The sequence below is a fragment of the Allobosea sp. P2_A10 genome, assembly GCF_056405115.1.
Genome location: NZ_JBFUCS010000015.1, coordinates 1 through 21,238, shown reverse-complemented (window position 1 = coordinate 21,238; position 21,238 = coordinate 1). Strand labels below are relative to the sequence as shown.

The window sequence follows — 21,238 nt, the reverse complement described above, 5'->3', positions numbered from 1 at the left end:
CACGGAAACACTGCGTCATCCCGGACAAGCGGCGCAGCCGCGCCGATCCGGGGTCCATCATAGAGCGCCGTTGAGCCTTGCGATGGATCCCGGATCTCCGCTTCGCTGCGTCCGGGATGACGGCGCGTATGTGATTGCGGGATCGCGTCACGATCGACCGAGAGGAATCGCCCATGGAACTGCTCTCCAGCTCGAAAGCCTTCGGCGGCTCGCAGCGCGTCTATCGCCATGACAGCGTCGTCTGCGGCTGTCCGATGAGCTTCGCGATCTTCCTGCCGCATCAGAGCGAGGAGGCGAATGTCCCCGTCCTCTGGTATCTTTCAGGCCTCACCTGCTCGCACCAGAACGTCATGGACAAGGGCGAGTACCGCGCGGCGGCGGCGGCCAACGGCGTCGCCATCATCTGCCCGGACACCTCTCCGCGTGGCGATGGCGTGCCCGACGAGCCCGAAAACTGGCAGTTCGGCTCGGGCGCGGGCTTCTATCTCGACGCCACGCAGGATCCCTATGCGAACAACTACCGCATGGAGAGCTACATCCGCGACGAACTGCCCGCTCTCGTCTCGCAGCATTTCCCGCTCGACATGGGCAGGCAGGGCATTTTCGGCCATTCCATGGGCGGTCATGGCGCGATCACGCTCGGCCTCAAGAACCCGCAGCGCTATCTGTCGGTCTCCGCTTTCGCGCCGATCAGCCAGCCCTCGACCGCCGGCTGGTCGCGGCCCGCGCTGGAGAAATATCTCGGCCCCGACGAGGCGACATGGCGCGCCTATGATTCGACCGCGCTGATTGCCGACGGCCACCGCCTGCGCGACCTGCTGGTCGACCAGGGCGCCGCCGACGGCTTCCTGCAGGAAGGCCTGCGCCCCTGGCTGCTCGAGATCGCCTGCGTCCAGGCGAGCATCCCGCTCGAGCTGAACATGCGCGACGGCTACGACCACTCCTACAATTTCGTCTCGACCTTCATGGCCCAGCACATCGCCTGGCACGCCCAGCGGCTCGGGGTCTGAAACTTTTTTCAAGCGCCTGTCGAAATCGCGCGGGGCTGGACGTCATCATGGCAGCCGGAGGATGGTTCTCCGGCGTCCACTGACGAGGAGCCCGCCCGATGCAGTACATGCTGATCTTCCGCGAAAACGCGACCGACTTCGACCTGCGCGACAACCCCGACAAGCAGCAGGCTTATTGGGGCTCGTGGATGGCTTATGTCGGCGCACTCAACCAGGCGGGCATCGTCGTCAGCGGCGCGGGCCTGCTGCCGCCCCACACCGCCACGACCGTGCGCATCCGCGACGGCCAGCGCCAGATCCAGGACGGCCCCTATGCCGACACCAAGGAACAGCTCGGCGGCTATTTCGTCATAGAGGTACCCGATCTCGACGCCGCGCTCGACTGGGCGGCGCGCAGCCCGTCCTCGGACTATGGCTCGACCGAGGTCCGGCCGGTGCTGCCGCAGCCGACGCTCGCCGAAAGCTGATGCATCGGGCGGACTTCGCCGGCGAGGCGCGCGCAGCGGCCGATCTCGCAGCCCGCGCCTCCTATGGCCGGCTAGTCTCGCTGCTCGCGCGGCAATGGCGCGATCTTGCGGCAGCCGAGGACGCGCTGGCCGAGGCCTTCGCGGCCGCGCTGGAAAGCTGGCCCGAGGCCGGCGTTCCGGCGCGGCCCGAAGCCTGGCTCCTGACTTCCGCCCGCCGCGTCCTGATCGACCGCTCGCGCGCCCGCGTCGTGCGCGCCGACGCCGAGCCGACGCTCGCGCTGCTCTTTGACGAGTTCGCCATGACGCAAGCCCCGCTCTTTCCCGACGAGCGCCTGAAGCTGCTCTTCGTCTGCGCCCATCCCGCGATCGACGAAGCCGCGCGCCCGGCCCTGATGCTGCAGACCGTGCTCGGCCTCGACGCCACCAGAATCGCCGCCGCCTTCCTGACCTCGGCGGCGGCGCTCGGCCAGCGGCTGGTCCGCGCCAAAACCAAGATCCGCGACGCCGGCATCGCCTTCGAGGTGCCCGAGCGCGCGGAGCTGCCGCCACGCCTCGATGCCGTGCTGCAGGCGATCTACGCAGCCTTCGGCAGCGGCTGGGAGGATGTCGCGGGCGCCGATCCAAAACGGCAGGGCCTTGCCGGCGAGGCGATCTGGCTGGCGCGGCTCATCGTCGGCCTGATGCCCGATGAGCCCGAGGCTCGCGGCCTGCTCGCCTTGATGCTGCATTGCGAGGCCCGGCGCGGGGCGCGGCGCGATGCCGGCGGCAGCTTCATCCCGCTGGGCGAGCAGGATGTGGCGCTCTGGTCGCGGGAGCTGATCGCCGAGGCTGAACGCGAGCTCGGCCATGCCGCGAGCCTCAAACGCATCGGGCCGTTCCAGCTCGAAGCCGCGATCCAGTCGGTCCACGCCGGCCGCGCCGCGACAGGGCGCACGGAATGGCTCGCGCTGGCGCAACTCTACGACGCCCTCGCGCAACTCGCGCCGACGACCGGCGTCCGCGTCAGCAGGGCGGCAGCCTGCGCCGAAGCCTTCGGGCCAGAGCGCGGACTGGCCTTGCTGGACGACATTCCCGGGCCGGAGATCGCCGGCTACCAACCGCATTGGGCCCTGCGCGCCCACCTGCTCGCCCGCGCCGGCCGCCACAACGAGGCCCGCGCCGCCTATGACCGCGCCATCGGCCTCAGCGGCGACCTGGCCGTGCGCGCCTTCCTGACGCGCGCCCGCGACAGGCCCGGCAACAACGACGCCCCCTGATGCGTTGTGCTGTCGGGCGGGTCCGACCGGGGCGTGCCGATCGGGGGACGACCATGGCCGGACGCACAGAACTTCTCACCGATCGCTCGCCCTTCACCAAGCTCTCCCAGACGACCTCGCGCTGGGCCGGCAAGCCCCAGACCTTCTTCGTCGCGGTCGCGATCATCGTGATCTGGGGTCTGTCGGGGCCGCTCTTCGGCTTCAACGACACCTGGCAACTGGTGATCAACACCTCGACCACCATCGTTACCTTCCTGATGGTCTTCATCATCCAGAACAGCCAGAACCGCGACACCGCCGCGATGCAGATCAAGCTCGACGAGCTGATCGTGAAGCTGAAGGGCGCGCGCGAGGAACTTCTCGACCTCGAGGAACTCGACGAGGAAAAGCTCGAGGCGATCCGCCAGGAATTCGAGGATCGCGCCGCCAAGGCGCGCAAAGGCCGGACGGGCAAGGGCGGTCTGGGCGGGGGCAACACGGCCTGACGGCGACGTCTTCTTTACCCCAACGCCACAAACTCGCTATTCTTGCCTGCGCTTGGGCGAGCGCTTTGTCCGGGGGAAACACGAATGCGCTGGTTGGCCGGCCTCAGGACCACGCTGACAGCTTTCGGCCTGGCGCTGTCCAGCCTTGCGGCCCTCGCGCAGCAGACCGTTCTGACCGACGTGCAGGATGTCGCCACCCTGCGGCAGGTCGAGGCCGCCGGCTTTTCGTTCGGCGCGATCCTTGGACAGGCGCAGGCAAATACGACCGCGGACCTCGCCGGCACGAACCCCGCCTACCGCACGCTGGCCCAGCATGTCCGCGACGATGTCGCCGGCTTGCGGGCGGAGATGCTGGCCAATGGCCGCAAGCTCTACGAGGTCACCGACGGCAATGTCGGCCGCATCATCGATCTCGGCTGGCTCAACTCGCCGATCGCGCAGTTCAGGCTCGCAGCCATCGTCAACCGGCTCGACCGGCGCGATTTCGGAAGCCTTGGCGGCGAGCAGGGCTGCGGCGAGATCAGGCTGATCTACCGCCTCGCCTATTCCTTCCAGGACGCGAAGCTCAAGCGCCGCCTCGCCTCGCGCCTGCCCTTCACGTTGAACGCCGTCTTCGCGGCGTCCGCCCTGCCCGGTGAAAGCTGCACTGATGCCGCCCGGCTCTGGCAGCGCCAGCCGGGAGCAGACGCTGCAAGCCTCGCCAAAGCGCTTGCGGACGGGCCGCTCTCGCCCCGCCGCATGACCCTGAAACAGGTCGAGATCAACGCCCAGATCGTGCGTTTTCCTTCGGGGATGGAAACGCAGTTCGGCGGGCAGGCGGCCTATCTGATGCGGGTTTTCTCGGCCGCGAAGGCCGGCGCCGCCTGGGCGCTGACGCCGAAGCCGCTGGAGAACACGCCAGACCTGCCGCGCTTGAAAAGCGATGCCGCGCTGCGCCAGGACCTCGTCGACTACGTCCGCAGCCACGTCCCGGCGATCGACAGCGGCGTCTATCTGCTTCCCGAGCGCTTCCTCGCAACCAAGGCGATCTCCTACTCGACCTTCGGCAGTGCGCGGCTCGCCAACCACCCCTTTACCGAGGCATTGCCGGCAGACGCACTGGCCGGGCTCGACCTCTCCGCGACGCGACTCGTGCGGACGCCCCGCGCCGTGATCGAGCGGCTCGACAACGGCTCCTGCATGGGCTGCCATCAGGCCAATGCCACGGCCGGCTTCCATATGTTCGGCGCCGACGACGCCTCGACCTCGGCGCTCAACCGGATCAAGGTCGGCGTCTCCCCGCATTTCCATGCCGAGACGGCGCGCCGCGCGGCCTATGTCGAGGCGGTGGCGGCTGGCCGCGAGCCCGATCGCTACCGGCCGCTCTCCTTCGCGCCGCCGGCGCGCTGGGAGGCCGGCAAAGCGGCGAGCTATCGCATGGCCGGGCTGACCATGCCCTGCCTGACCGAAAGCGCGCGGAAAGCCCTCGGCGAAAGCTGGAGCTGCGGCGCGGGCTCGACCTGCAAGGCGATCATCGCCAACCCCTCGGTCGGGCTCGAACTGGGGCAGTGTCTCAAGCTCGAGGAGGCCCGCAACTTCTCGGGCCAGCCCTGTCTCACCGGCGCGATCACGACCGCGAGCGGCAAGCCCTATCTCGACCGCTACGTCCAGACCGGCCAGTTCGGCGCTATGGCGACCGGCTTCTCGCCGACGGGCTTCAACTGTCGGCCGGCCAAGATCGGCGTACCCGGCGGCATGGCCTATCGCCAGTGCACGCCGGCCGACAAGAGCTTCGCGGGCTTTGCCGGCGGAAAGGTCCCCGACGAGATCTGCGGGCTCGCGGGTGGAAAAGCCTTCGACGACTGCGTCGCGACCAACAACTTCGACGCCTGTCTGTCGAAGGCGGTGACGCGCGGCAACCGCGGCACCTGCAGCGCGACGAATTTCTGCCGCGAGGACTATATGTGTCAGGCGATCCCCGACGACGTGCCCGGCGCGACCGGGGTGGTCAAGGATTACGGCTTCTGCTCGCCGACCTATTTCCTGTTCCAGATGCGCATCGACGGCCACCCGGACCCGCAGGGCAAGCGGAGCTGATCTGGCTGAATTGCCCGAAACCTTTCCACGGTCATTCCGGGCGCAGCGCAACGCAGACCCGGAATCCATCGTAGAGCGCGACAGTGCTCGATGATGGATTCCGGATCGGCGCGGCTTCGCCGCTTGTCCGGAATGACGGCGGAGGTTCCGTCAAAGAGCGGTCACACCACCGCCGTCAGCCCGCCATCGACCATCAGCAGATGGCCGTTGACGTAGTCGGACGCCGCCGAGGACAGGAAGATCGCGGCGCCGATCAGCTCTTTCGTCTCGCCCCAGCGCCCGGCCGGCGTGCGGCTTTTGATCCAGGTCGAGAAGGCCTCGTCGGCGATCAGCGCCTTGTTGATCTCGGTGGTGAAATAGCCCGGCCCGATCGCGTTCGCCTGGATGTTGTGCCTGCCGAGTTCGGCCGCAAGACCGCGCGTCATCATCTTCACAGCGCCTTTGGTCGCGGTATAGGGGATGATCGTCGGGCGGCCGAGTTCGCTCTGGACCGAGCCGATATTGACGATCTTGCCGCTTCGGCGCGGCACCATGCGCTTGGCGACGGCCTGCGTGACGTAGAAGACCGAATTCAGGTTGGTATTGACCACCTCATGCCAGTCCGCGATCGGAAACTCGGTGATCGGCCCGCGTCGCTGGATACCGGCATTGTTGATCAGGATGCCGATCGGCCCGATTTCGGCCTCGATCGCCGCGACGCCGGCCTCGACCGCGACATGATCGGTGACGTCGAAGGCCGCGATCGACGCCTTGCGCCCGGCCGAGACGAGGGCCGCATGCGCGCTCTCCAGCTTTGCCTTGTCGCGCCCGTTCAACACGACATGCGCGCCGGCTTCCGACAGGCCCTCCGCCATGGCGAGACCGATGCCCTGGCCCGAGCCGGTGATCAGCGCGATCCTGCCTTCCAGGCTGAACAGCGACAGCGACATGGCGGCTTCCTCTTTTTGTCTCGCCGGGCAGTTTTGGTTTGCAGCGGCAGGGTCGATTTCGCTAAGCATCATTCAATCGATTAGACAACCGGGCGGAAGCCGCCGCAACTCGACTCAGCCCTCATCCTGAGGAGCCGCGCAGCGGCGTCTCGAAGGATGCTCCAGAAGGCTCCGGCGCAAGCTGGGGCATCCATCGAGACGCGGGCTGCGCCCGCTCCTCAGGATGAGGGCTGAGTGGTACAAGTCGGCGTCGAGTTGAAGGAAACACCACCATGCGCGCCGTCGTCATCCATTCCGAGAAAGACCTGCGCGTCGAGGCGACGACCGCGCCGGAGCTAGGCCCGCTCGATGTCCGCGTCCGGATCGAAGCCGGCGGCATTTGCGGCTCCGACCTGCATTATTACCTGCATGGCGGCTTCGGCACGATCCGCGTGCGCGAGCCGCTGATCCTCGGCCATGAGATCGCCGGCATGGTCGAGGCCGTCGGCGGCGAGGTGTCGCGCGTAAAACCCGGTGACCGCGTCGCGGTCAATCCCAGCCGCGCCTGCGGCCATTGCCGCTATTGCCAGATGGGCCAGCAGCAGCACTGCGTGGACATGCTGTTCTACGGCTCGGCGATGCGCTTCCCCCATGTCCAGGGCGGCTTTCGCGATGTCCTCGTGATCGAGGAGCGTCAGGCGGTGAAGGTGGCAGCTGGCGTCAGCGCGGCGATGGCGGCCTTCGCCGAGCCGCTCTCGGTTTGCCTGCACGCCGCCAGGCGCGCCGGGCCACTGCTCGGCAAGCGCGTGCTGGTGACGGGCTCAGGCCCGATCGGCGTGCTCGCCATAGTCGCCGCAAAAGCCGCCGGCGCGGCCGAGATCGTCGCGACCGACGTCGTCGACGGGCCGCTGCCGACGGCGCTCAAGATGGGCGCGACCGCCGCGATCAATGTGATGGCTGAGCCCGACCGGCTGAAGGCCGAATACGGCGCTCAGAAGGGCGCCTTCGACGTGATGTTCGAGGCGTCGGGCAACCAGCATGCGCTGACCGGCGCCTTCGATGTCGTGCGCCCGGGCGGCGTCATCGTGCAGATCGGCGTCGGCGGGAATTTCACCCTGCCGATGAACGTCCTCGTCTCCAAGGAATTCGACCTGCGCGGCTCCTTCCGCTTCCATGAGGAGTTCGACTGGGCGGTCGCGATGATCGGTTCGGGCGATATCGACCTCACGCCGCTGCTCACCGCCTCGATCCCGGTCGAGCGCGCGGTCGAGGCCTTCGATCTGGCGGCGGACAAGAGCAAGGCGATGAAGGTGCAGTTGGCGTTCGCCTAGCGGCGTCATGCTCGGGCTTGCCCCGAGCGTCTCGTGCAGAATCAAACTCCCCACGAGATGATCGGCTCAGGGCCGACCATGACGCCCGATGTCAGAACAACCCTTCGATTCGCCCGTTCGCGTCGATATGGATGCGCTCGGCCGCAGGCTCGCGTGGCAGGCCCGGCATCGTCATGATGTCGCCGCAGATCGCCACGACGAAACCTGCCCCGGCAGAGAGCCTGAGCTCGCGGACATTGACGGTATGTCCCGACGGAGCCCCGCGCAGCGTCGGGTCGGCCGAGAACGAATATTGCGTCTTGGCCACGCAGACGGGCAGGCCGCCATGTCCTGCTGCCTCCAGTTCGGCGAAGCGGGCGCGCACCTTGGCGTCGGCCGAAAGACCGCCCGCGCCATAGATTTCGCGAGCCACCGTCTCCAGCTTGTCCCATAGCGGCATGGCGTCGGGATAGAGCGGCGCGAAATCGGCCTCGCCGCCTTCCGCCAGCGCCACGACCTTGTGCGCCAGTTCTTCGGTGCCCGCGCCGCCATCGGCCCAGTGCCGGCAGATCACGGCCTCGACGCCGAGATGGTTGCGGCAGTAATTCGCGATCAGCGCATGTTCGGCTGCGGTATCGGCGGTGAAGTTGTTGATCGCAACGATCGGAGGCACGCCGAATTTGCGGATGTTCTGGACATGGCGGGCGAGATTGGCGAGGCCCGCCTCGAGCGCCGGCAGGTTCTCGTTTCCCAGCGCGTCCTTGGCGACGCCGCCATGCATCTTGAGCGCCCGCACGGTCGCGACGATCACGGCCGCCGCCGGCTTCAACCCGGCCTTGCGGCACTTGATGTCGAAGAACTTCTCGGCCCCGAGATCGGCCCCGAAGCCGGCTTCGGTCACGACATAATCGGCGAGCTTGAGCGCGGCCCGCGTCGCGATCACCGAATTGCAGCCATGGGCGATGTTGGCGAAGGGGCCGCCATGCACGAAAGCCGGCGTGCCTTCCAGCGTCTGCACCAGATTGGGCATCACCGCGTCCTTGAGCAGCACGCTCATCGCGCCGGTCGCCTTGAGTTCGGCTGCCGTGACCTGGCGCTTGTCGCGGGTGCGGCCGATGACGATCTTGCCTAGCCGCGCCTCCAGATCGGCAAGGTCCTTGGCGAGGCAGAAGATCGCCATCACCTCGGAGGCCACCGTGATGTCGAAGCCATCCTCGCGCGGAAAGCCGTTGCTGGCGCCGCCGAGCGAGGAGACGGTCGAGCGCAGGGCGCGGTCGTTCATGTCCATCACCCGCCGCCAGGCGATGTGGCGCGTGTCGAGCCCGAGGCCGTTGCCCCAGTAGACATGGTTGTCGACCAGCGCCGCCAGCAGATTATGCGCCGAGGTGATGGCGTGGAAATCGCCGGTGAAATGCAGGTTGATCTGCTCCATCGGCACGACCTGCGCATAGCCGCCGCCGGCGGCCCCGCCCTTGACGCCGAAACACGGCCCCAGCGAGGGCTCGCGCAGCGCGATCATGGTGCGCTTGCCGATGCGCGCCAGCCCGTCGCCGAGCCCCACCGTCGTGGTCGTCTTGCCCTCGCCCGCCGGCGTCGGGCTGATCGCGGTGACAAGGATCAGTTTACCGTCGGGCTTGCCCGCGAAACCCGGGATCGCGGTCGTATCGACCTTGGCGATGAACTTGCCATAGGGATTGAGGGCATCGGCGGGGATGCCCGCAGCATCGGCAATGGTCGCGATCGGCCGCAAGCTGGCGGCGCGCGCAATCTCGATATCGGTCGGCATCCCGTCCCCTCGGTGGCGTCCTGAAGCCCGCAAGGCGGCCACGGACCAGTTTCCGGGAGATTGCCGCGAAACCCGCCTAGCCGCCACTGCTTTCCCGGCTCGAACGGCCTTCAGACACAGGAAGCCCACATGTCATTTGACGCATACCGGAGCGGAGACTGCTGGTAGTCATTCCGATCGGGAGAGAGCGGTTGGCGAGCCGCGGGTCGCGCTTGCGGGCTCGGTCGCAAGCTAACGATCGGCATGATAGCGTTCGATGGCGGCTCCCGACGTGACGGGCTGATCTATTCGGGGGAATGGAGCCATGACGAAGGGGGATTGGCCGTTCGGCGGCGGCGGGGTCGGCGACCTGCTGCGGCGCTGGACGGGGTCGGAAAGCGTGCTCGGCGCGCCGTCGCGCTGGCCGGCCGAACTGCGCGCGGCCATGCAGATGGTGCTGCTCTCGTCGACGCCGATGACCCTGATCTGGGGCGAGGCCGGAATTCAGGTCTACAACGACGCCTATGCCGTGATCGCCGGCGCCCGGCATCCGCTCATTCTCGGCCGCAGCATCTTCGACGCCTGGCCCGAACTGCTCGATTTTCATCGCGAAGTGCTGGCGACGCTGCATCGCGGCGAAGCGCTCTCCTATCGCGATCTCCCGCTGGTCCTGCACCGCAACGGGGTCGCTGAGGATGTCTGGCTTACGGTCGATTACAGCCCCGTTCTGGACGGCGCCGGCTTGGTCGCCGGCATCCTTGCCATCGTCACCGAGACGACGGCCGCCGTGAATGCGCTGCGCGCCCGCGACGCGGCCGAAAGCGAGCTTCGCCGCCGCGAGCAGGAACTGGCGCAGGTCCAGAAGATCGGCCGCGTCGGCGGGCTCGAGGTCGATCTGCGCGACGGCTTCCGCAATCGTCGCTCACCTGAATATCTTCTGGTTCACGGCCTGCCGCCCGAGGCCGCGCGTGAGAGCCACGAGGACTGGGTCGGTCGAATCCATCCGCAGGAGCGCGCCGCTGTCGAGGGCCACTTCCGCGAGGCGGTCGCGGGTTCGGCGCGCGACTATCAGGCGGAATATCGAATCGTCAGGCCCTCGGACGGAGCCGTGCGCTGGATTCAGGCGCTGGCCCAGATCGAGCGTGACGAGACCGGAAAGGCCATCCGCCTCGTCGGCGCGCATCTCGACATCACCGAACGCAAGGAGGCGGAGGCGCAGCAGCGCCTGCTGACGCAGGAACTGGCGCACCGGGTGAAGAACTCGCTCGCCATGGTCCAGGCCATCGCCTCGCAGACCATGCGCAACGCCACCTCGCTGGAAGACGCGGGCGCCGTGTTCGGCGCGCGGCTTTCCGCCCTTTCGCGGGCGCATGACGTGCTCGTCGATGCAAACTGGGCCGATGCGGCGCTGGCGCGGATCGTCGACAGCGTCATCGGCATCCAGGGAGAGCCCGAGCGCTTCACCGTCGCCGGCCCCGACGTCACGCTCGGCCGCAAGGCCGCGCTGGCGTTGACGCTGATGCTCCACGAACTCGCCACCAACGCCGTCAAATACGGCGCGCTCTCGAACCAGACCGGCCGGATCTCCCTGACCTGGCGGATCGACGACATCGATGGCGAGCGCCAGTTCCGCCTGCGCTGGCAGGAGCGGGACGGCCCCCCGGTGGCGACGCCGACCCGACGCGGATTCGGTTCGCGCCTGATCGAGCGGACCTTTCCGTCGGTGCGCGGCCGCAGCGAAACCGCCTATCCGCCGGCGGGCGTGGTCTTCACGCTCGACGCCCCCCTCGATGCCCTCAAGGAGGGCGATGGCGACGCCGCGACCTGACGTAGCTCAAAGAAAAAGGCCCCCGCGGAGCGGGGGCCTTCGTCATACCCGCGGATGCGGACGATCAGAACGTGCTGAAGCGGTAGTTCAGGCCGACGCGGACGATGTGGCCAGTGGTCTCGTTCTTGGCGACGTAGGAGCCGCCGGCGGGGCCGGCCGCGGTCAGGACGACCGGGTTGTTCTTCTTGCCGAGGTCGTAATAGAGGTATTCGGCCTTGGCCGAGAGGTTGCTGGTGAAGGCGTATTCGAGGCCACCACCGATGGTGTAGCCGACCTGCGTGTCGCTGCGGGCGCCGATATAGTCGATCTGGCCGGGAACCGTCGCGCTGAAGAAGGTGGCGCGGTTCTTGACGCTGCCATAGGCGAGACCGCCGGTGACGTAGGGCAGGAACCGGTCGATGGCATAGCCGACACGGCCACGCACGGTGCCGAGATATTCCGTCTCGTTGCGGAAGGTCGAGGTCGCGCCGCTGGTGCCCAGGAACGATGTGGTCTTCTTCAGGTCGGTGTACTGGAAGTCAGCCTCGGCGCCGAGGACGATCTGGCCGATCTGGTAGTTGTAGCCGACCTGGCCACCACCGATGAAGCCGGTCTTGTCGGTATCGATCGACTGCGGACGGCGCAGCGCGCCGACGTTGGCGATGGTGTTGGCGGCCGTGCCGGTCAGCGACAGGTCGTTGGTGCCGAAAGCGGCGCCGGCGTTCGCGCCGACGTAGAAGCCGGTCCAGGTGAAGATCGGGGCGACCGGAGCGTAGACCGGGCCCTTGCGCGACGGCAGGTCGGCGGCGAAGGCGGAGCCGCTCAGCGCGACCAGCGCCAGGGCAGAAAGAATGGATTTGTTCATCAGGCATACTCCAGAAAAAATTCGCCGCGAGGCGGCTCGACATCGCGTGAGTGATCTAATGGATCAAACCCGTTCGCAACGCTATGACCGGAATGCAACACCCGATTCCAAGCGCCGGATAGACCCACCGAAACGATCAAATCCTCGTGACAGCCTTTACAGGCGATTAACGCCGAATCGATTCATCTTTCGGTAACGCTGATTTCGCTGTCGAAGCAGCTTCTCAACCTTGCGTGTCTTGGCCGGCAAGGCCCGCCGCGCGGGCCTTGCCGGGTTTCGTCAGGCCACCAGATGCGCGTTCTGCGGGAACAGGATCTTGCGCGCCGCCTCGTCCATCTCGGTCTTGAAGGTGAACTTGTCCTTCAGCGCCACGGCGCGCTGGGCCGCGGGCCGCGCCGAAATCTCGTCGAGATGGCGCTTGACGTTGACAAGCTTGCCGAAGGCCTCGTCGCCGAGCGCAAACTGCGCCCGCGTCGACCAGCCCCAGACCGCCATGTCGATCAGCGTATAGGCGTCGCCGAGCATGTAGCGATGCTTGCCGAGCTGCACATCGATGATGCCCCAGTGGCGCTCGGCCTCGCGGGCATAGCGGTTGATCGCGTAGGGCACCTTCTCCGGCGCAAAGCGCGAGAAATGCACGGCCTGGCCGCAATAGGGACCGATGCCGGTGGCGACGAACATCAGCCAGGACAGCATCTCGCCGCGCGCCTTCGGCGTGTTCTCCGGCAGGAACTTGCCGGTCTTCTCGGCGAGATAGAGCAGGATCGCGCTGCTGTCGAAGATTGTGACGTCGCCATCGGTCAGCACCGGGGTCTTGGCGTTGGGATTGAGCGCCACGAACTCCGGCTTGAACTGGTCGCCCTTGCGGGTATCGACCGGCACGAGTTCGTAGGGGACGCCGGCCTCTTCCAGGAAGAGGGCGATCTTCGCCGGGTTCGGCGAGGGGTGATAGTACAGCTTGATCACGGAAACGTCTCCTTGGCGAGCAACGACAGCCATCCGCGGCTTTGCCGTCGGACCGGGCGCAGCATAGGCAGCCGGGCAGGCGCGCGCTCATCAAAAATGCGTTGACAGGCATGAGCGCCAGGCAGGTCATGCCGCGCCTCGCCCATGGCAAAAGCCTGTGCTATCGCGCCGTGATCCAGTCGCTCCGCTGATAAGGACGAGACATGCCCAAACGCCCGGTGATGCTGATGATCCTCGACGGCTGGGGCTGGCGCGAGGAGGCTGAGAACAACGCCGTGCGCCTCGCGCGCACGCCGAATTTCGACCGGCTCTGGGCCTCGTCGCCGCACGCTTTCCTGACGACCTCGGGACTCGATGTCGGATTGCCCGGCGGCCAGATGGGCAATTCCGAGGTCGGCCACCTCAATCTCGGCGCCGGCCGTGTCGTCATGCAGGATCTGCCGCGCATCAACCAGGCGGTCGCGGACGGCTCGCTCGAGACGACCCTGCTGGAATCGGGCCTCGTCGATGCGCTGAAGGCCAGCGGCGGCGCCTGCCATCTCCTCGGCCTGGTCTCGCCGGGCGGCGTCCACGCCCATCAGGACCATGCCGTCGCGCTAGCGCATATCCTGGTGCGGCACGCGATTCCCGTCCGCGTCCACATCTTCACCGACGGGCGCGATACGCCGCCGCAATCGGCGTCCGACTATATCGCGAGCTTCGTCGCCGCTTTGCCGGCGCAAGCGACGATCGCCACGCTGTCGGGCCGCTATTACGCGATGGACCGCGACAATCGCTGGGAGCGCGTCGAGCAGGCCTGGCGCGCCATGGTGCTGGGCGAGGGCGAAAGCTTCGCGGATGCGCCAGCCGTGATCGCCGGCGCCTATGCTGAAGGCGTCAACGACGAATTCATCGTGCCGGCGGTGATCGCGGGCTTTGGCGGCATGCGCGACGGCGACGGCCTGCTCAGCTTCAACTTTCGCTCCGACCGTATCCGCGAAATCCTTGCCGCCGTGCTGCAGCCGGATTTCGCCGGCTTTGCCAGGCCGCGCCGGCCGCTGCTGGCCAAGGCTGTCAGCATGACCGCCTACAGCGCCGAACTCAGCCCGCTGATGCCCGCCTTGTTCCAGCCGCAGACGCTGGCCAACGGCCTCGGCGAAACCGTCGCCAAAGCCGGCCTGAAGCAGGTCCGCATGGCCGAAACCGAGAAATACCCGCACGTCACCTATTTCTTCAACGGCGGCGAGGAGACACCCCTCACCGGCGAGGACCGCGTGATGGTGCCCTCCCCCAAGGTCGCGACCTATGATCTCCAGCCCGAAATGTCCGCCCCCGAACTGACGCGCCGCGCCGTCGAGGCGATCGGCTCGGGCGTTTACGATCTCGTCGTGCTGAACTTCGCCAATCCCGACATGGTCGGCCATACCGGCGTGCTGTCGGCCGCGATCAGGGCGGTCGAAACCGTCGATATCGGGCTCGGCCTGATCGCGGACGCCATCGGCAGGGCGGGAGGCGCGCTTCTGGTCACGGCCGACCACGGCAATTGCGAACTGATGGTCGACCCCGTCACCGGCGAGCCGCACACCGCCCACACCACCAACCCGGTACCAATCATGCTGGTCGGCAGCGACAGCATGGCGCTTGCCGATGGCCGCCTCGGCGACATCGCCCCGACGCTGCTGGCGCTGATGGAGCTGCCTCAACCAAGCGAAATGACCGGCCGCTCGCTGCTGCGCTGAGCGCCGGGCTTGGGCCAAAGAAAAATGGCGCGGACCGAGAGGTCCGCGCCGCGTTCACGAAGACGAAGCTTCGGGATCAGTACTTGCGCACGACCGGCTGGGCCGGATAGGTCAGCGGCCGCTCGACCGGGCCGCAGCAATCGGGCTCGCCGAAGTTCCAGCGCATGCCGATCTTGATGTCGTGGCTGTCGATTTCCTTCGACTTCAGCGGAGCGTAGCTCTCCGGCAGGAAGGCGTTCTGGATGCGGCCGGACTGGGCCTCGCCGAGGTTCAGGTAGCGGTAGCCGACTTCGAGGGTGAGGTTCTTGTTCACCTCGTAGCCGACACCGGCCATCAGCGCCCAGGCCACGCCGGACTTGTCGCCGCTGCGGGCGGTGCCGAGCGTCGCCGAGGACGGACCGCCGGCGAAGACGATGCCCTGGTCGGTCAAGCCGCTGATCGTGTTGGTGGCGTAGCCGATACCGGCGCCGATATAGGGCGTCAGACAGTTCCAGGTGCCGAGGTCGACATAGCCGTTGAACAGCGCGACCATCGAGGACAGGTTGCCCTTGTAGGTGTTGGTCTGCTGAACCTGGCCGAAGCCGTTATTATAGGTCAGGTAGTCGCTGACGCCGATCTGGCCGCCGCCGCGATATTCGAACGTGCCGTCGACGCGGAACCAGTTGTTGAAGCGGTAACCGATACCGGCGCCGGCGAAGAAGGTCTGGTTGTCGGTCTCGCCGTAGAAGCGGCCGCCAGCCGAGATGACATCGGGCTGATCGTATTTGCGGACCTTGAGCTGGCCGACGCCGACATCGCCACGCAGATAGATGCCGCTCGAGATCGTGCCCTTCAGGCCGAGCGACTCATGGGGCGGCGGAGGCGGAGGGGGAGGCGCGTAGGCAAAGTCAGCGGCATTGGCGAACGCGGATGCGCTGACAGCCATGGCGCCTGCCAGTGCGAGGGTTTTCAGGCTGCCCATGGCAGTGTCCTTCGTGTTTGCGCGAAGCAGGAACGCAGCCCGCGCGAGTTACCGACAGGAAGGACGATGACAGCGATTTCTTAAACGAGGCTTAACCCTAAGACTTAACCTCAAGAAAGTCTGAAGACCGCCATTATACTTACCAGGATGTTAACTTGATCAAAGCTGAACGAGTGGCGCCGTCATTCCGGGCGCAGCGAAGCGGAGACCCGGAATCCATCATAGGGCGACGACAGCGCCTTATGATGGATTCCGGATCGGCGCGGCTACGCCGCTTGTCCGGAATGACGGTGTGTTTTGCCGAAGCAGCAGTCAGGTTCGGCGAAGCACCTCAGGCCGCGGCCTTCGTCACCGCATCGACGACCTCGTCGACCGCGCGCTCGACGAGATCACGGTCGTCGCCCTCGGCCATGACGCGGATCACCGGTTCGGTGCCCGACGGACGGATGACGAGCCGGCCGCTCTCGCCCAGCATCTGGCGCGCCGCCTCGATGGCCGTGACCACCGGCTTTTCCTTGAGCGGCTGGCCCTGCTTGTAGCGCACGTTCTTGAGGATCTGCGGCAGCGGCTCGAAGCAGTGGCAGACCTCGGAGACCGGCTTGCCCTGGCGCTTGACCACGGCCAGCAATTGCAGCGCCGCGACCAGCCCGTCGCCCGTCGTGGCGTAGTCGGACAGGATGATGTGACCCGACTGCTCGCCACCGAGGTTGAAGCCATGCGCGCGCATGTGCTCCAGCACATAGCGATCACCGACCGCGGTGCGCGCCAGCGAGAGGCCAAGGCCCGCGAGGTAGCGCTCAAGGCCAAGATTGGACATCACGGTGGCGACGATGCCGGGGCCTGAGAGCCGGCCATCCTCCTGCCAGCTGCGCGCGATCACCGCCATCAGCTGGTCGCCATCGACCGACTGGCCGTTCTCGTCGACGATCAGCACGCGGTCGGCGTCGCCGTCGAGCGCGATGCCGATATCGGCGCGCAGCTCCCGAACCTTGGCGGCGAGCGCGGCGGGCGCGGTCGAGCCGACATCCTTGTTGATGTTGAAACCGTCGGGCTCGACGCCAATCGAGAACACCTCCGCGCCAAGCTCCCAGAGCGCCTCGGGCGCGACCTTGTAGGCCGCGCCATTGGCGCAGTCGACGACGATGCGCAGGCCTTCCAGGCTCATATTGCGCGGCATGGTGCGCTTGGCGAACTCGATATAGCGGGCATGCACGCTGTCGATGCGCTTGGCCCGGCCGAGCGTCGGCGAGGACGAAAGATGCTTCGAGATGTCGGAATCGATCAGCGCCGAAATCTCGGCCTCGACCTCGTCGTTGAGCTTGTAGCCATCGGGCCCGAACAGCTTGATGCCGTTGTCCTCATAGGCGTTGTGAGAGGCGGAGATCATCACGCCGAGATCGGCCCGCATCGAACGCGTCAGCATCGCGACCGCCGGCGTCGGCATCGGGCCGAGCAGCATCACATCCATGCCGACCGAGGTGAAGCCGGCGACCATGGCGTATTCGATCATGTAGCCCGACAGCCGCGTATCCTTGCCGATCACGACGCGGTGGCGGTGGCTTCCGCGCCGGAACGCGACACCGGCGGCCTGGCCGACCTTGAGCGCGAGATCGGGCGTGATCGCGCCATTGGCGCGTCCACGAATGCCGTCGGTGCCGAAATATTTGCGGGTCATCGTCAGTCCGTCCAGGCGCCGGGAGCGCGATCGAGCAACGCCTTATACCGGGAAATCCTTGCCGGCTCGTCACGTTTTGTGACCGAACCTGTCCTGTCCGAGCGTCAGCGACCCGATATGGTTAGGGCTTCATGCCGCGCCCCCACCTGCGGATGGTCATGGCGACGGCAGCAACCGATACGAAAAATGCGGCCCGACAGGCCGCCTTTTTACTGTCGTGTCGATGCTTTGAGCATCAGGCCTGCGGCTGCGGCTCCAGCCCTGCATCGGGCTCTCCGCGCTTGCGGCCGCGGCCGGCGCTGGGCACCGCCGAACCACGCGGGGCATGGGGCGTGTCGGCGTCGTCGCGCACCGGGCGTTTTCCTGCGATCAGGTCGCGGATTTCGTCGCCGGTCAGCGTCTCGAACTCGAGCAGCGCCTCGGCGACCGCCACGAACTGCTCGTGATGCTCGGTCAGGATCGCGGTCGCGTCGAGATAGCCCTGATGCACCAGCTTGCGCACCTCGGAGTCGATCTTCTGCGCGGTCGCTTCCGACAGGCTCTGGGTCCGGCCCATCGACATGCCCAGGAAAACCTCCTCCTGATTGTCGCCATAGGCGACCATGCCGAGTTCCTTGGAGTAACCCATCTGGGTGACCATGGCCTTGGCCATCTTGGTCGCCTGCTGGATGTCGCCGGTCGCGCCAGAGGTGACGTTCTCCATGCCGAAGGTCATTTCCTCCGCCACGCGCCCGCCCATGGCGACCGCGAGTTGCGAGGTGAACTCCTTGAACTTCATCGAGTAGCGGTCGCCCTCGGGCAGGAACTTGACCATGCCGAGCGCGCGGCCGCGCGGAATGATCGTCGCCTTGTGGACCGGAATGCCGGCGGGCACATAAAGGCCCACGATGGCGTGGCCGGCCTCGTGATAGGCGGTCAGCTTCTTCTCTTCCTCGGACATCGCCATGGATTTGCGCTCGGCGCCCATCATGACCTTGTCCTTGGCGTCCTCGAACTCGGCATGGGTGACCATGCGCTTGCCGCGACGGGCCGCCAGCAGCGCCGCCTCGTTGACGAGGTTCATCAGATCGGCGCCGGAGAAGCCGGGCGTGCCGCGCGCCAGGATCTTGAGGTCGACGTCCGGAGCCATCGGCACCTTGCGGACATGGACCTTGAGGATCTTCTCGCGGCCGGCGACGTCGGGATTGGGCACCACGATCTGGCGGTCGAAGCGGCCCGGACGCAGCAGCGCGGGATCGAGCACGTCGGGACGGTTGGTCGCGGCGATGATGATCACGCCCTCGTTGGGCTCGAAGCCGTCCATCTCGACCAGCAGCTGGTTCAGCGTCTGCTCGCGCTCGTCATTGCCGCCGCCGAGACCGGCGCCGCGATGGCGGCCGACGGCGTCGATTTCGTCGATGAAGATGATGCAGGGCGAATTCTTCTTGGCCTGCTCGAACATGTCGCGCACGCGGCTCGCGCCGACGCCGACGAACATCTCGACGAAGTCCGAGCCAGAGATGGTGAAGAACGGCACATTGGCTTCGCCGGCGACGGCGCGCGCCGTCAGCGTCTTGCCGGTGCCGGGAGGGCCGACGAGCAGCACGCCGCGCGGAATGCGCCCGCCCAGCCGCTGGAACTTCTGCGGATCGCGCAGGAACTCGACGATCTCCTGCAGGTCTTCCTTGGCCTCGTCGATGCCCGCGACGTCCTCGAAGGTGACGCGGCCATGCGCCTCGGTCAGGAGCTTGGCCTTCGATTTGCCGAAGCCCATGGCGCGGCCGGCGCCGTTCTGCATCTGGCGGGACATGAAGATCCACAGGCCGATGAAGATGACGAAGGGCAGCGAATTGACCAGCAGCGCCATGAACCACGGCGTGCCCTCCGACGGGGCGCGGGCCGAGACCTGCACGCCCTTCTGGGCCAGCGTCTTCAACAGAGCGGGATCGCCATAGGGCGCGTAGGTCACGAAGCTGCGGCCATCCGAGAAGGTGCCCGAGATTTCCTGGCCGGCGACCACGACGTTGGCGATGCGGCCCGCTTCCGACTCGTTTATGAGCTGGCTGTAGGGAATCTCGTTCGTGCTGGCGCGCTGGCTCGGGCTTTGGAACAGCGTGACGAGCGCCAGAACCAGCAGGAAAATCACCACCCAGAGGGCGAAATTGCGGAAGTTCGGATTCATCATGTGTCCGATCGGGCCGCCGGGTCGAACCGGGAAGGCCGGGGGTTTGCGCCAGCTAATCTAGGTGCGACACGCCCCCTTGCCAAGGGAAACGGGCCGATCGGCCAATCTTATGACGCCGCAGGGTGAACACCCCGCCGCCGCGACGCTTCGCGCCGGACGCAAAGCACGCCGTCGCGACGCAAAACCAGCACGCAACCCGATAATGTCCGTGCCATGGCGACGCCGCCGCGCGCCGCCTCCAGCAGGGCGGACAAGCAGGATTCGAGCCGTTCCAGCCGCGCCAGCCCGTCTCCGGCGACGACGGCGAGCGCGCGCATGACGATCCGCAGCGCGATCTCGTCGGGCTCGTCGACGAGCGAGGAGAATCGCAGATCGACTCCATCGGCTCCGGCATCGGCCAGTAAAAGCTCCGGCCAGAGCCGCGCTGTCTGGACCGCCAACGCAGCCTCCATGCGCGCCAGCCGCCGCGACAGCAGCCCGAGCCGCGCCGCATTGAGGCCCGCTTCGGCCAGCGCCGGCATCAAGGCGCGCCAGCGCACCCGCTCGAAACGCGCATCGCGATTGCTCGGATCGCTGGCGAACGGCAGATCGCGTTGCGACAGCGTCGCGACGAGCCGCGCCTTGGGGACGCCGAGCAGCGGCCGCGCCAGCCGAAAGCCATCGCGCTCGCTGCGGGCGCGCATACCGGCAAGCCCCGTCGGGCCGGAGCCATGCGCCATTCGCATCAGCATCGTCTCGGCCTGATCCTCGAGCGTATGCGCGGTTACGACGACTGCGCCACCTTGCCGCGCGGCAGCCTGGGCCAGCAGCGCGTAGCGGGCCTTGCGCGCCCGCGCCTGCAACCCCGTCGCGGGCTTGCGCCCCGTCCAGAGCAGGGTCTCGTGAGGGATGTCGAGCTCGCCGCAGAGCGCGGCGACCATGCCGGCCTCGGCGGCCGAACCCTCGCGCAGTCCATGATCGACCGTCGCGGCGCGAAGCGATGGCTGCCCCGGCGCGCGCGCCCAGCCGGCGAGCAGGACCAGCAGTGCGACGGAGTCAGGCCCGCCGGAGACCGCGACGAGGAGGGATTTTTCAGTTCCGAGGCCGGCGAACAGCGCCGCCGCCTCATCGGCGGAGACCGGAGCGCTTTCGTCGACCGGGGCTGGCGACGCGTTCAAGCGCAGCCGGAGACGCGTCGCTGGCGCTCGACGCCCTGGCGCACCGCGTTGGAAGCCGCCGGATAATCGATGCTCACCTTGGCGTAGGTTGCGCATGCCTGCTCCTTGGCCCCGAGCCCGTTCAGCGACATGCCGAGCTTGAGCAGGCTGTCGGGCGCCTTGGCGGATTTCGGGCTCTCACGCGAGATCTTCAGGAACTGCTCGGCGGCCTCGCGATAACGCTGGCGCTGGAGATAGCTCTCGCCCAGCCAATAGGTCGCGTCGGTGGCGAGGCGGTCGCGCGGATAGCTTTGCAGGAACTGGCGGAAGCCCATTTCGGCCTGCTCGTATTCCTTGCGCAGCACCGAGGCGTAGGCGAGGTCATAGGCTTCCTTCGCCGATGTCGCGCCGCCGGTTGCGGCGACGCTTGGACCGCGCGGCTGGGCCGGCGGCAGCGCGCCTTGCGGCACGGCGCGGCCGACGCCCTGGAGGTCCAGAGGGCCCTGCCCGGGAACCCCGGCGAAATCCTCTTCGATGATCTCGCCGATCGCGCCGCCATTGCCGCCGCCAAGCTGGCGCGGCGCACCCGCCGCGCCCTGCTGCTGCGACGGATCGAACGCGTCGCCGCGGCGCTGGCGCGGCTGACCGGCGGGCGCGGCTGACCGGCGG

Annotated in this window: 17 protein-coding genes; 8 read left to right on the top strand and 9 right to left on the bottom strand. The window is 67.2% G+C overall.

The genetic code is table 11. From position 1 onward, the window contains the following. Positions 1 to 173 precede the first annotated feature (173 nt). The 5 genes from fghA to AC1DZY_RS19490 all read left to right on the top strand — a co-directional run bounded on the left by fghA (position 174) and on the right by AC1DZY_RS19490 (position 5,294). The gene (gene fghA, locus AC1DZY_RS19510) at positions 174 to 1,010 is read left to right on the top strand and encodes an S-formylglutathione hydrolase (RefSeq protein WP_476821809.1); all 837 of its coding nucleotides are present in this window, start codon (positions 174 to 176) and stop codon (positions 1,008 to 1,010) included. A gap of 98 nt (positions 1,011 to 1,108) precedes the next feature. Then, complete coding sequence (locus tag AC1DZY_RS19505) at positions 1,109 to 1,477, top strand: YciI family protein (protein WP_476821808.1); 369 nt, start codon at positions 1,109 to 1,111, stop codon at positions 1,475 to 1,477. After that, a complete protein-coding gene (locus tag AC1DZY_RS19500) occupies positions 1,477 to 2,733 on the top strand; it encodes an RNA polymerase sigma factor (RefSeq protein WP_476821807.1) in 1,257 nt (418 codons plus the stop codon). Before AC1DZY_RS19505 ends, AC1DZY_RS19500 begins: the two co-directional genes overlap by 1 nt. A 53-nt stretch (positions 2,734 to 2,786) precedes the next feature. Beyond that, positions 2,787 to 3,218 carry a low affinity iron permease family protein gene (locus AC1DZY_RS19495; RefSeq protein ID WP_476821806.1) on the top strand — a complete coding sequence of 144 codons (432 nt, stop codon included), beginning with the start codon at positions 2,787 to 2,789 and terminating at the stop codon, positions 3,216 to 3,218. Between the two features lie 84 nt (positions 3,219 to 3,302). Continuing rightward, a complete protein-coding gene (locus AC1DZY_RS19490) occupies positions 3,303 to 5,294 on the top strand; it encodes a hypothetical protein (protein ID WP_476821805.1) in 1,992 nt (663 codons plus the stop codon). A 161-nt stretch (positions 5,295 to 5,455) separates the two neighbouring features. On the opposite strand, the gene AC1DZY_RS19485 is transcribed toward AC1DZY_RS19490, so the two are convergent. Further along, positions 5,456 to 6,223 (bottom strand): SDR family NAD(P)-dependent oxidoreductase, encoded by a 768-nt coding sequence (locus AC1DZY_RS19485; protein ID WP_476821804.1) that lies wholly within the window; start codon positions 6,221 to 6,223, stop codon positions 5,456 to 5,458. Positions 6,224 to 6,495: 272 nt separating this feature from the next. Here AC1DZY_RS19485 and AC1DZY_RS19480 point away from each other — a divergent pair, with 272 nt between their 5' ends. Beyond that, positions 6,496 to 7,533 (top strand): L-idonate 5-dehydrogenase, encoded by a 1,038-nt coding sequence (locus tag AC1DZY_RS19480; protein WP_476821803.1) that lies wholly within the window; start codon positions 6,496 to 6,498, stop codon positions 7,531 to 7,533. Positions 7,534 to 7,624: 91 nt separating this feature from the next. Here AC1DZY_RS19480 and AC1DZY_RS19475 read toward each other — a convergent pair whose 3' ends face one another. Then, positions 7,625 to 9,298, bottom strand: coding sequence for a formate--tetrahydrofolate ligase (locus tag AC1DZY_RS19475; protein WP_476821802.1), 1,674 nt, complete (start codon positions 9,296 to 9,298; stop codon positions 7,625 to 7,627). Between the two features lie 304 nt (positions 9,299 to 9,602). Between AC1DZY_RS19475 and AC1DZY_RS19470 the strand changes: the two genes are divergently transcribed. After that, complete coding sequence (locus AC1DZY_RS19470; protein WP_476821801.1) at positions 9,603 to 11,105, top strand: sensor histidine kinase; 1,503 nt, start codon at positions 9,603 to 9,605, stop codon at positions 11,103 to 11,105. Positions 11,106 to 11,169: 64 nt separating this feature from the next. Here the strand turns inward: AC1DZY_RS19470 and AC1DZY_RS19465 are convergent, their stop codons facing one another. Then, positions 11,170 to 11,949, bottom strand: a complete 780-nt coding sequence (locus AC1DZY_RS19465; RefSeq protein ID WP_476821800.1) for an outer membrane protein — start codon at positions 11,947 to 11,949, stop codon at positions 11,170 to 11,172. Between the two features lie 279 nt (positions 11,950 to 12,228). After that, entirely contained in the window at positions 12,229 to 12,915 is a 687-nt protein-coding gene (locus AC1DZY_RS19460) for a glutathione S-transferase family protein (RefSeq protein WP_476821799.1), read from the bottom strand. Positions 12,916 to 13,118: 203 nt separating this feature from the next. On the opposite strand from AC1DZY_RS19460, the gene gpmI reads away from it, so the two are divergent. Then, entirely contained in the window at positions 13,119 to 14,633 is a 1,515-nt protein-coding gene (gene gpmI / locus AC1DZY_RS19455) for a 2,3-bisphosphoglycerate-independent phosphoglycerate mutase (protein ID WP_476821798.1), read from the top strand. A 76-nt stretch (positions 14,634 to 14,709) separates the two neighbouring features. On the opposite strand, the gene AC1DZY_RS19450 is transcribed toward gpmI, so the two are convergent. The 5 genes from AC1DZY_RS19450 to ybgF all read right to left on the bottom strand — a co-directional run. Continuing rightward, positions 14,710 to 15,594, bottom strand: coding sequence for an outer membrane protein (locus AC1DZY_RS19450; RefSeq protein WP_476821797.1), 885 nt, complete (start codon positions 15,592 to 15,594; stop codon positions 14,710 to 14,712). 331 nt (positions 15,595 to 15,925) lie between these two features. Then, the gene (glmM, locus tag AC1DZY_RS19445; RefSeq protein WP_476821796.1) at positions 15,926 to 17,269 is read right to left on the bottom strand and encodes a phosphoglucosamine mutase; all 1,344 of its coding nucleotides are present in this window, start codon (positions 17,267 to 17,269) and stop codon (positions 15,926 to 15,928) included. A 235-nt stretch (positions 17,270 to 17,504) separates the two neighbouring features. Further along, complete coding sequence (gene ftsH, locus AC1DZY_RS19440; protein ID WP_476821921.1) at positions 17,505 to 19,430, bottom strand: ATP-dependent zinc metalloprotease FtsH; 1,926 nt, start codon at positions 19,428 to 19,430, stop codon at positions 17,505 to 17,507. 110 nt (positions 19,431 to 19,540) lie between these two features. Continuing rightward, positions 19,541 to 20,590, bottom strand: a complete 1,050-nt coding sequence (gene tilS, locus AC1DZY_RS19435) for a tRNA lysidine(34) synthetase TilS (protein ID WP_476821795.1) — start codon at positions 20,588 to 20,590, stop codon at positions 19,541 to 19,543. Continuing rightward, a partial coding sequence (ybgF, locus tag AC1DZY_RS19430) for a tol-pal system protein YbgF (RefSeq protein WP_476821794.1) occupies positions 20,587 to 21,238 on the bottom strand: 652 nt, incomplete at its 5' end. The genes tilS and ybgF, both read right to left, overlap by 4 nt.